Below are 10,992 nucleotides of genomic sequence, written 5' to 3' on the forward strand. Positions count from 1 at the left end.
CAAAACGCATCAAGACAGGTAAAAATCTATAGTACCTGAACCGCTACACCGGAAATTCCGCCGAAAATTTCCGGTAATCCGCCAGATTCTTCTCCAGCAGCGTAGGGGTATCAAGACCATAGGGACAGTTATCCTTGCAATGGTTACAATGGATGCAGTCTTCGATCTTGTCCATTTCTTTTTTAAACTTTTCCGTAAGGAACTGAGCGGGTGGCGAGCGGCGGAGCAGCAGGAACATCCGGGCGCAGGTGGAAATTTTAATCCCCGCGGGACAGGGCTGACAGTAATCGCAAGCCCTGCAAAAGTTGCCCGCCAGTTCCGCCCGATCCGCCTCAATACGGCGGCGTTGTTCGGCGCTTAGAACCGCATTTTCCCTCTGGGCGGCGAACAGGGCGTCTAACTCGCTTTCCCGCTGTATGCCCCAGATGGGGACGGCGCCTTTAAAGTCCGCAAGCCAAGCCCGGGAGGCGGCCACATCGGTGATGAGCCCTCCGCTCAGGGCTTTCATGCAGATGAAGCCCATGTTTTTTTCTTCGCAGTACCGTACCATGGCCTGCTCTTTTTCATCGGATAAGTAGTTAAAGGGAAACTGCAGGGTATCGTAAAGGCCGCTGTCTATGGCTTCCCGGGCTACAGCCAGCCGGTGATTAGTAATACCGATAAAGCGGATCTTACCCTGTTCCCTGACCTTAAGGGCCGCCTCGTAGAGACCGGTCCCGTCACCGGGTTTTGGGCAAAAAGGCGGATTGTGGAACTGGTAGATATCGATATGACTTGTCTTGAGATTTTTCAGACTTGTTTCCAGGTCCTTCAAAAAATCCTCCCCCTTTATAGCTTTGGTTTTGGAGGCCAGGAAAAAATCGTTCCGCCGCCCGCCAATGGCGTCTCCCAATTTTTCTTCACTATCCGTATAAGCCCGGGCGGTATCAAAAAAATTAATTCCGCCATCCAGAGCTCTTCGCAGTAATACTACCGCATCTGCCTTACTGGTCCGTTGTACCGGCAGGGCGCCGAATCCATCTTTGTTTACCCTTAGGCCTGTACGGCCTAATAACACTTCCTTCATAGCAAAACTCCTTATTGTATATTGATATAGTACCGTTCCAGATATGCAATTTGCCGGCGGGAATCATTGTACCGGCTGCTCTGGGGGTACTCATTTACCAGACGGCGATAGTAGTCCAGGGCTAAACGGATATTCCGGGAAGGCCCCTGTTTTTCGTAAAGTTGTGCGTAGAGCCAGAGCGCTTCGTCGCTGCCCCGGGGAAACTGCGCCATAAACTGATTCAGTACGGCAATGGCCTGGGGAACATGATCCGCCCCAAATTCTTCCCGAGCCCTGCGCAGGTACTCTTCGGCGCCGGCGCCCGGGGGAAGGATCAGCGGTGGCTCAAGCTCCGCAGTTTCGTTTACAGCCGCAGACGGCACGGCGGGAACAGACCCCGGCGAAACCACTGCAGGAGCGGCACTACCGGGAACAACGGCAGCCGGCACGACAGGAACAGCCCCCGGCGAAACCACTGCGGGAGCGGCCCTGCCGGGAACAACGGCAGACGGCACGACAGGAACAACCCCGGGTGAAACCACTGCGGGAGCGGCCCTGCCGGGAACAACGGCAGACGGCGCGGCGGGAACAGACCCGGGCGAAACCACTGCGGGAGCGGCCTTACCCGGCACGACGGCTGGCGGTACGGCTTCTGATGCAGGGAGCGGCTCTCCGGGAATGGTGGGCCAGCGGGGTTCGGCAATCACCCTACCCCGGTCTGCCGGAGCGCCGAAGCTGAGCGAGGCCAGGGGCGCCTCTTCGACAATAACGCTTACCAAATCGTTGATGATATAATCCCGGATAAAATCCTGGCGGTAGAATTTGAGTTCATAGGTCCCGGCTTCGGCGGCCAGGAAAACAAAGGTCTGACCTTCGGAATCCAGGCGCCGGGAATTGTAGTTTATACCCCGCTTGGAGGCGGATTCCCCCAGATAGACCCAGCCGGTTCCCCGGAACGGAACCTCCAGGGTTTGCCCGGTCACGGCCCGGACGATCCGGGAAGAAACGCCTTGAGGAATCGCCGGAATAGGCGCCGGCGTGAAGGTCGGAGGATTCCGGGCGGGGGGATCAGGGATGGGGTTTACCGGAAGCGGTATGGGTTCCCTGACACGGGGAGGCGGCGGTATGGGTTCCGTGGGCCTGACGATACGCGGCGGCGGAGGCGGAATAACCGGTTCCGGCGGCGGCGGTTCGGGCGGGACGGCAAGCTCAGACTGGGCAGTCTCCTCCGGCAAGGTCCCTTCCAGTGAAGACTCTTCCGGCGGGGACTCTTCCGCCAGGACCAGCGCCGGCGCAAGGGACGGCAGATCCGGGGCAAGCGGCTCGGGAAGGGGTTCCGCCAGAACTATGGCGCTTTCCCCGGGGGGCGGATCAGGAAGGAAGACCTCGCCGAATTCTAAAAACGGCTCATCCAACTCAGCCGGCCAGCCTTCGGAGGGGGCGCCGGGGGGGGGTAAGGCCAGGGACGGATCATCATCCTCTACCTGGGACCAGTCATAATCCACATCCCCGTTGTCGTCATAATCCCCGTAATCTTCATAGTCTTCATCGTCCTCATAGGGTTCCTCTTCCGGAGGGGTCATATTCACCTTGGGGAGGCCCTTACAGGACCAGGACAGGAGGCAACAGATTATCAGTCCCAGGGGAAAAAGGTGTTTTACGGGGTTCACGGAACACCCTCCATCAGCGTATCAATCTCCGCTTTAAAACGATCCCGCCATAACCGGGTATTTCCCTCCAGAGGATCGGTCCAGTAAGGGCGGGCGTCATCAACAGTCCAGGTATCCCGGGGGAGACGTTCGGGGATAAACTCGGGGAGCGCATCCGGTTCTTCGGGCAAAAAGAAATCCTCCGGCGATATGGCCAGGGGTTTAAAAGAATCCGCCAGTTCCTTGGCGGCGGCCCGGGATTTGACCGTGCGAATATGACCCTGTACCATTAATACTGCAACAAAAGCGAGGATTAAAACCAAGACCGCCCCCCCAATACCCAATAACACGATCCTTCGCCGGGTTTGAAAGAACTCAGGCGCCGTTTCCCGGATAAATTTCCGCACCGTCGTTGTAAAATGCCAAATCAGATCCCCTATCTGCATAGTATCATTCTAATAGAAAGCTGCTTTTCCGGCTACTGTACGGATAATCTTCTTTCTGTTATATTATACATATAATGGATATAGTGATTAACCCCCGGGGTAATGGCGCCTGTCCACTTTGCGACCAGAACAGCATTTGCCGTATTCAGGGTACCCTCTTCAAAGCCATGGAAGAATTTTCCGCCAAGGACGATCCCATGGAAGTGGTGGTTTATTCCTGTCCCCAATTCCAGGAGAAACTCTAAGGTGAACGAACGTCTTGAATCACTGCTGCGGCGGTATGATGAACTATCGGGCCTAATCCAGGACCCTGAACTGGTGAAGGATCAGAAAAAATACCGCGATACCATGAGGGAATATTCCCAACTGGATACCATTGCCGGGACTCAGAAGGAAATCGAAGAAATTTCCGCCCAGCTTGCGGACGCCAAAACCCTGATCCAGGATGAAAAGGATCCGGATATGCGGGAAATGGCCAAGGAAGAAAGCCGGGAACTGGAAACCCATCTCAAGGATGCGGAGGATCGCCTCAAATTTCTGCTGATCCCCAAAGACCCCCTGGACGAAAAGAATATCATCATGGAAATCCGGGCGGGTACCGGCGGCGACGAGGCGGCCCTCTTTGCGTCGGACCTCTACCGCATGTATTCCCGGTTTGCGGAAACCAAGAGCTGGAAGTTTGAAATCATGAGCTCCAACGAAACCGAGCTTGGGGGCTTTAAGGAAATCGTTTTTTCCATCAGCGGTAATAATGTGTACGAAAATCTCCGCTACGAGTCGGGGGTACACCGTGTTCAGCGGGTCCCCGCCACCGAAGCTTCGGGCCGTATCCACACCTCCGCAGTAACCGTGGCGGTGCTCCCCGAAGCGGACGAGACCGAAATCGACATACGTACCGAAGACCTCCGTATCGACGTGATGCGTGCCGGCGGTCCCGGGGGCCAGTGCGTCAACACCACCGATTCTGCGGTACGGATCACCCATATCCCCTCCGGGGTGGTGGTCCAATGTCAGGATGAAAAGAGCCAGATTAAAAACAAGGCCAAAGCCATGCGTGTACTCCGGGCACGGATCTACGAAATGGAGGAAGCCAAAGCCGCCGCCTCCCGTTCGGAGGCCCGGAAAAACCAAGTCGGCTCAGGGGACCGCTCCGAGCGGATCCGTACCTACAACTTCCCCCAGAACCGACTTACGGATCATCGTATCAACCTTACCCTCTATAAACTGGACCTTATCATGCAGGGCGATGTGGAAGAACTCTTCGACGCCCTCAAACTTTCCGCCCGGGAAGAATTACTCCAAACCACAGCATCGGTAACCGCCGCTTCTTAATATGTATAAGATCCGGGGGGAAAGTAAAAGACCGCAAAGGCGCAGAAGGCGAATAAGGATGATGAAAAAAAGAAGAAATAGAGAGAAGAAAAATTTCCTCTCCCTCCCCTCCCCTTCTTCGACTTCTGTGCCTTTGCGGTTACCCAATTCCTTTGTCTTATGACTATACGGGAAGTCCTTACCCAGGGAACGGCGCGGCTCAGAAAAGCAGGAATCGACAATCCCGGTTTAGACGCCGCACTATTCCTGGCTTTCATCCTTAAAACGAACAGGGAAAAACTTATACTCCGGGATGCCGAAGCGTTACACGAAGACGGCGCTGAGGATTTTGCCGGCCTCCTGGACCGCCGCATTGCCGGGGAATGTACCGCCTATATCCTGGGCCGTAAGGAATTCCGCGGCCTGGACCTTATCGTCACCCCCGATGTCCTCGTTCCCCGGCCGGACACAGAAACCCTGGTGGAAGCGGCCCTGACCATCGGTACGGATCAGGAACTGACCGCACTGGATCTCTGTACCGGTTCCGGGGCGGTAGCCATAGCCTTGAAACACGAACTACCCTCCTTGGAAGTCTACGCTTCGGATATCTCAGCAAAGGCCCTGGCCGTGGCCCGGGAAAACGCCCGGCGGCTTTTGGGGAGCGATGGGGCGGTACATTTTCTCCAAGGGGACCTCTTCTCGCCGGTTCCGGAGATCCGTTTCTCCCTCATCACCGCCAACCCTCCCTATGTGGCTTCCGGGGAAATCGCCGCCCTTGCCCGGGAAGTCCGGGGGGAACCGCTTTTGGCGCTGGACGGGGGGAAAGACGGGCTGGACCTGGTGCGGAGGATCATAGACGGGGCGCGCTCGTACCTGCTGCCCGGGGGGAGGCTCCTTATGGAAGCGGACCCTAGACAAATGGCGGGAATTAGCCTAATACTGGAAAAAAAGGGATACCGGGATATCAGAACCTATCAGGATCTGTCCGGGCAGGATCGGGTTATAGATGGAATCGCTGGTTGCGACGTTCAGTAAAAAAATCAGCCCCTACTCCGGGACAGACCAGGAACGGATCAATACCGGACTGAGCTGGGCGGAGAAATACTGCGTTCCCCAACAGGACCGCCGGGGGGATAGTATCCTGGGGGTAGCGTCCATCCTGGTGGACCTTAATCTGGACGCCGATACCATTATTGCTGCGGTACTTCAGAATTCCCTGGAAAATACATTCCCTAAGGAAGGCAGCGTTCCCCTTACCCGTGAGGCCATAGCCGAAAAATTCGGCGCGTCCGTGGCCCTTATGGTTGAAGGTGTTACCAGGATCGCCGATATTTCTGCGAAGAATAAAACTAACCATGAAGCTGAAAATATCCGGAAAATGCTCTTTGCCATGGTCAGCGACATCCGGGTCATCCTGATAAAACTGGCGGATAAACTTTACAATATGAGGACCCTGGATCTTGCCGAAATTGCGGATCGTAAGGCCGTTGCCCAGGAATGTCTGGATATTTATGCGCCCCTGGCGGACCGGCTGGGAATTTCCTGGATGAAGGACGAGCTGGAGGATCTGTCCCTGAAGTACCTTAACCGGGAAGTTTTTCTCCAGATAAAGGAGATCGTGGCCCTGAAAAGGGGTGAACGCCGGGATTTTCTGGAGAAGGTTTTAGGAACCATCACCGCCGAAGCAAAAACTGCGGGGATCGATATCGCGGTGGAAAGCCGGGCAAAACACTTTTACTCAATATACCAGAAGATGCGGAAACGCAACAAAGCTGTGGGAGATCTTTACGATTTGATGGGGGTCCGTATCCTCTGTAACAGTATTGAGGACTGCTATAACCTCTTAGGTCTTGTTCACCGTCTGTGGAAGCCATTGGACGGCCGCTTCAAGGACTATATCGCCATGCACAAGGCCAATGGGTACCAGAGCCTTCATACTACGGTGATGTGCGCCTGGGACCCTTTGCCCCAAGCCTCTCCCGGCGATACCGTTGAGGGCCGCCTGCTGGAAATCCAGATCCGCACCTGGGAGATGCACCAGGTGGCGGAATACGGCATCGCCAGCCACTGGCTCTACAAGAAGGGCAGCTCCGCCGAACTAGTCCGCCCGGGGGATCTTTCCATTGTGAACCGCCTTAAGGACTGGAAACAGGCCGAAGGGGAAGAGGGGTCCTCTGAATCTTTCCTGGAGGATATCAAGGGGGAACTCCTCAAGGATTCTATTTATGTTTTTACCCCCCAGGGCAAGGTAATAGAACTGCCCCTGGGTTCCACCGCCGTTGACTTTGCCTATCACATCCACTCCGCCGTGGGGGATCACTGCGCCGGGGCCAAGGCGGACGGTATCATCATCCCCCTCAGTGCGGAATTGCAGAACACCCAGGTGGTAGAAATACTAACCGCCACCAACGCGCGGCCCCACGTTAATTGGCTCCGTTTCGTAAAAACATCCAAGGCCCGGAACAGAATCCGTTCCTGGCTGCAGGAAAACGACGATTCGGTGATCATCGAAAAAAACGTTATCGCCAAAAAGAAAACACCCCCGGTCGAACCGGCCAAAGCCGCCCCGCCGCCGGAAAAAGAAAAACTAATCGAATGTCCGGTTCAGCGTTTTGTCCAGGAGCAGCTTGGGACGGCAAGTATCTTCCAGGTACGGGTAGAAGATGAGAAGAACATGATGATCCGCTTTGCCAAATGCTGCAACCCCGTGGCCGGCGACCCCATACTGGGTTATGTATCCCGGGGCCGGGGCATCATCATCCACCGGAAAAACTGCAGCAACCTGGCAAACATCCCCGACTTCGCCGAACGGCGTATCGACACCGAATGGGAAAACAGCGGTCCCCAGCTTAAACGTTTCAAAGTTGAAGCCCGGCTATCCGCGGATCTTTTCTCGGAGATTGAAGGCGCCGTACGCAAGCATCAAGGACATCTTATCGAAGGCCGTTTGGAAGAAACATCCACTAACCACCTCACCGGGTTCTTCACCATGCAGTTGGAACAGGCGGAGGATCTTAAGAAAATCATGAAAAACATACGGGGCATACCGGCGGTTTACAGCATCCTGTCGCTTAATTAGTGTTACGGGGACTTACTCCCCAATAGAACCCGGGCTTTTGTCCCTCATTACTTTTTTTACCTTTCTGGAAAAGCTATTGAACAAATTTTCCGTATTGACTATGCTATCCCCATGCTTCCGGCCAGCGCTGATACCGTCGGCATCCGTGGCGGCGCAAAGAGTAAGAAATTCTGCAAAAATTGTAGAATTTCCATTTGGTCTATCATTCTATGACAAATCATTTGTTGTAGAATAATGGAAATATATCTTTTAGGAGGCTTTATTATGGCTTTAGTTTGTAAGTATTGTGGAAAGGAAACTCGCACATCTGGTACTGCCTTGGCTACAAATGCTAATGGAACACTTTGCCCGGCCTCGCTAACAAAGAAACATGTACTTGTTCCCAATCCGCCAATTTGTGTGTATTGTGGGAGGGAAACAAGATCGTCTGGTAATGTTTTGGCAACTAATGCCAGTGGAACAGGTTGTCCCGCTTCGCCTACAAAAAAACATCAGTTGGCTGATTAATCTGGAGGTAAATTTATGAAAATTACGAAAGTATCTACCATAGTAATATTTGTGGTTGTTTTACTTGGATTAGCGGTTTTTTGTTTAACAGCAACAAATTTTAAAATAATTGCATTCGATGAATTGCCTTTGAATTTTATGGGTACGTTCTTAGGTGCAATAGTAACGGCACTTATTACCGTAATCTTGTTGAATGGTCAAAGTGCCGCTGAAGAAGAAAAAGAACGAAATGTAAAAGTATTTGAACAAAAATCAAAAGTGTTTCAGGAATACATAAATACTGTCTGGACAATTTGGGAAGACCATAAAATCACAGCGGATGAATTCCAAAATCTTACAACCGGCTATTACAGGGACTTGATGATTTATCTTGACGACAAAAAGGAATTTGATGTCAAAAATGAATTTGATGTCAAAAAGATAATTGATAAGGAAGAAAAGAAAAATAAGAAAAAGCCATCAAAAATAATTGCCGATTGTATCACTGCAATTGGAGGATGTCTTGATAAATCAGGCGAAGAGACTTATAAAATATTGCGTAAAAATGTCATACTCATTATAAATGTTTTAAGTGACCAAATAGGTCTAGGGGGTAAAATTGACGATAAAATTATTGAAGAACATGACGAACAAATGTTTCCGGTGTTATTCAGGAAAGCATTATTAAAGTCACTGAACGATGCCTTGGTAGAAGGTTCTGATATGTTTCGAAAAGGTGTTTATCAGGAAGTACGGGGCGGTTCCGGGACATTTGAATATGCCGTATTTGAGTTTTTGAAATTTCCTGATTGTAAAATTATTGTAGGACCATTTACTATAGCAAAAGATTACCAGCGTATAGAATTAGACCTTATAGTCGGCTGGCAATATTGGCAAGTTCATGATTTTCGAGTATCAAAAAGTAACGATTGGAGAATCTTTGTTGATAAGAACAAATTAAATGCTAATTGTACTCTGGAAAAGCCGCTGCCGGGTGCACGGGACGAGATGGAGTTACAGAATTTTTCAGGAATTCATTTTGATGATATAGAAAGCCTTAAAAAAAATTATCAAAGTAATTATCGCGAGGCCGCTGACGAAATTGCTCGTCGTGCTATTTATCACTTTAACAACCACAAGATTGAGGATAAGTCTATTCCTGAATTTTTGCAAACCTATATAATAGGCAACACTAAGTGAGTAAAGAAAATGACGCTTTATGGAGATTATATACCGATGCCGAAGAAGATGGGGCTTTTGAGGATGTTCGAGCTATAAATGACGATATACCCAATTTAGTGGAAAAAGCGACATACCCACTATTCCTGCACGTTTCTGATGAGTATTTACAGGCTGACATAAAGCTGATGGTTTTTGGACAGGAAACAAATGCTTGGAACTATAAAAAACAATGGGGTGAGGACAAAATTATTTATGGTAGCTCAAAAGAAATATACGTTGAAGACATTACCAATTTTTATAATGATTTTTTAACAAGTCCTCCAAAAACACCATTTTGGCAAGGGACAAAGAAAATTATTGATATGCTACAAACGGCAATTAACCCAAAAACAGTTGATTATATTTGGAACAACATCGTTAAAATGGGAAAACATGGCATGCATTTCCCGGACAAATGGTATGAACCGGTAATCAAACCATATTTTAATTCATTGATACTCAAAGAAATTGAAATCTTAAAACCGGATTTTGCCATATTCTTTACAGGGCCAACATCGCAATATGAAAGCGTTATTGGCGATGTTTTTGGAATTCCTGAACGCAAAGGAGTTACAGGGTTTGACAGAAAAGATTTATGCGAAGTGGTTATTCCGGGTGTAACAAAAGCATACCGCACTTATCATCCGGGTTATCTACAACGTAACCCGAATATGACACCAAACAAACAGCAGATTTTTGAAGCAATTGTTAAAGGGTTTGCAGAAAAAACTTAAACATATCCCTTGAGAGATTTCAAAGGTTTAGCGCCACGGCTTGGAAATCTGGAAATATTCGTCCAAAGTCTTGTAGAACTCTACGAGGGTAACGCAAAGGCGTTTGTCACCAAATCTGCTCCCGCCCCGTTTAGCGCAAGTAAGCGCGGGCGAGGGAAGCAGGGTTAAATAGATCCTTACGAACAGGCGCCGGTGGGGGAGGGGGAGCCGCGCTGCGGGATATTCTGGAATTCCCTGCTGGAGGAGACCTACTGGGCTCCGCAAGCAGACTCTACAGGCATCCCGCAGCGTGGCTCCCCCTCCCCCACCGGCGTTTTTTCGAATGACCTGTATACCCCACCCTACTAACTCCACCATCAGGCGCCGGATTTGCCATCTATTTATCGAATTATGTATACTGGCCTTTACAGGCAATAATATGCAGGTTTTTGTTTTCATCGGCATCTACATGAAAGGTTACCTCATTCATTCGCCATAGCCTCAAGTTCCGCCATGGTTTTAACAATGCCTTTGCCTTCGTCAAGTTCTTTGATGCGGTTCTGCAATTCCCCGGTAAACGCCGCATTGTGCCGTGCCTTTTCCCATGCATCATATTCGTCTTTGGACAAAATAACGATTTCACGCTGGTGAAAAGTGTTTTTTAAGCTTTGGATAACATTGACATTGAGTTCGTCTGCTTTAAGGTGGTAGCTTGCATACATACTTATTCCCTCTCGTTCAAATATACGCCGTCTTGCGATCTATGGCAAGACAAGTACCGTGATAACGCAAAGGCGCCTGTCACCAAATTTGATAAGACAGGCATTACGCCGGTTTGTAAACCCCGTACCATTTAGGCTATTGAACAAATTTTCCGTATTGACTATGCTATCCCCATGCTTCCGGCAGCGGCAGACCTAACCACGACAGCCACCCTCATGGGGAGTTTTGCGAAGCAAAACTCCAAGGCAAAGGCGCAGCCTTTGCCGGCTCACGGCTCACGGCTCACGGCTCACGGCTCACGGCTCACGGCTCACGGCTC

Annotated in this window: 10 protein-coding genes; 6 read left to right on the plus strand and 4 right to left on the minus strand. The window is 50.7% G+C overall.

What is annotated here, in order from left to right:
• Nucleotides 1-43: 43 nt before the first annotated feature.
• The 3 genes from LQZ19_RS00260 to LQZ19_RS00270 are packed head-to-tail and all read right to left on the minus strand — an operon-like array spanning nt 44 to nt 3,140.
• A complete protein-coding gene (locus tag LQZ19_RS00260; RefSeq protein ID WP_411045620.1) occupies nt 44-1,066 on the minus strand; it encodes an aldo/keto reductase in 1,023 nt (340 codons plus the stop codon).
• Between the two features lie 11 nt (nt 1,067-1,077).
• Nucleotides 1,078-2,715, minus strand: a complete 1,638-nt coding sequence (locus LQZ19_RS00265; protein ID WP_411045621.1) for a tetratricopeptide repeat protein — start codon at nt 2,713-2,715, stop codon at nt 1,078-1,080.
• Complete coding sequence (locus tag LQZ19_RS00270; RefSeq protein ID WP_411045622.1) at nt 2,712-3,140, minus strand: hypothetical protein; 429 nt, start codon at nt 3,138-3,140, stop codon at nt 2,712-2,714. The genes LQZ19_RS00265 and LQZ19_RS00270 overlap by 4 nt, the downstream gene beginning before the upstream one ends.
• A 74-nt stretch (nt 3,141-3,214) precedes the next feature.
• On the opposite strand from LQZ19_RS00270, the gene LQZ19_RS00275 reads away from it, so the two are divergent.
• The 6 genes from LQZ19_RS00275 to LQZ19_RS00300 all read left to right on the plus strand — a co-directional run bounded on the left by LQZ19_RS00275 (nt 3,215) and on the right by LQZ19_RS00300 (nt 9,971).
• Nucleotides 3,215-3,385: a hypothetical protein gene (locus tag LQZ19_RS00275; protein WP_411045623.1), complete on the plus strand. Its 171-nt coding sequence runs from the start codon at nt 3,215-3,217 to the stop codon at nt 3,383-3,385.
• 1 nt (nt 3,386) lies between these two features.
• On the plus strand, nt 3,387-4,472 hold the full coding sequence (gene prfA, locus LQZ19_RS00280) for a peptide chain release factor 1 (RefSeq protein WP_411045624.1): 1,086 nt from the start codon (nt 3,387-3,389) through the stop codon (nt 4,470-4,472).
• Between the two features lie 159 nt (nt 4,473-4,631).
• Entirely contained in the window at nt 4,632-5,486 is an 855-nt protein-coding gene (prmC, locus tag LQZ19_RS00285; RefSeq protein ID WP_411045625.1) for a peptide chain release factor N(5)-glutamine methyltransferase, read from the plus strand.
• The gene (locus LQZ19_RS00290) at nt 5,458-7,530 is read left to right on the plus strand and encodes a RelA/SpoT family protein (protein ID WP_411045626.1); all 2,073 of its coding nucleotides are present in this window, start codon (nt 5,458-5,460) and stop codon (nt 7,528-7,530) included. The genes prmC and LQZ19_RS00290 overlap by 29 nt, the downstream gene beginning before the upstream one ends.
• 522 nt (nt 7,531-8,052) lie before the next feature.
• Nucleotides 8,053-9,216 (plus strand): hypothetical protein, encoded by a 1,164-nt coding sequence (locus LQZ19_RS00295; RefSeq protein ID WP_411045627.1) that lies wholly within the window; start codon nt 8,053-8,055, stop codon nt 9,214-9,216.
• Entirely contained in the window at nt 9,213-9,971 is a 759-nt protein-coding gene (locus LQZ19_RS00300) for a hypothetical protein (RefSeq protein WP_411045628.1), read from the plus strand. The genes LQZ19_RS00295 and LQZ19_RS00300 overlap by 4 nt, the downstream gene beginning before the upstream one ends.
• 461 nt (nt 9,972-10,432) lie before the next feature.
• Here the strand turns inward: LQZ19_RS00300 and LQZ19_RS00305 are convergent, their stop codons facing one another.
• A complete protein-coding gene (locus LQZ19_RS00305) occupies nt 10,433-10,672 on the minus strand; it encodes a hypothetical protein (protein WP_411045629.1) in 240 nt (79 codons plus the stop codon).
• Nucleotides 10,673-10,992 lie beyond the last annotated feature (320 nt).

It is taken from the genome of Treponema primitia (assembly GCF_046533075.1).
Lineage (GTDB): Bacteria > Spirochaetota > Spirochaetia > Treponematales > Breznakiellaceae > Termitinema > Termitinema primitia_B.

Excerpts from the sequence above, each read along its gene's own strand:
- LQZ19_RS00270 (WP_411045622.1), bottom strand. The coding sequence starts at position 3,140 with ATGCAGATAGGGGATCTGATTTGGCATTTTACAACGACGGTGCGGAAA.
- LQZ19_RS00275 (WP_411045623.1), top strand. The coding sequence starts at position 3,215 with ATGGATATAGTGATTAACCCCCGGGGTAATGGCGCCTGTCCACTTTGC.
- LQZ19_RS00290 (WP_411045626.1), top strand. The coding sequence starts at position 5,458 with ATGGAATCGCTGGTTGCGACGTTCAGTAAAAAAATCAGCCCCTACTCC.
- prmC (WP_411045625.1), top strand. The coding sequence starts at position 4,632 with ATGACTATACGGGAAGTCCTTACCCAGGGAACGGCGCGGCTCAGAAAA.
- LQZ19_RS00260 (WP_411045620.1), bottom strand. The coding sequence starts at position 1,066 with ATGAAGGAAGTGTTATTAGGCCGTACAGGCCTAAGGGTAAACAAAGAT.
- LQZ19_RS00305 (WP_411045629.1), bottom strand. The coding sequence starts at position 10,672 with ATGTATGCAAGCTACCACCTTAAAGCAGACGAACTCAATGTCAATGTT.
- LQZ19_RS00295 (WP_411045627.1), top strand. The coding sequence starts at position 8,053 with ATGAAAATTACGAAAGTATCTACCATAGTAATATTTGTGGTTGTTTTA.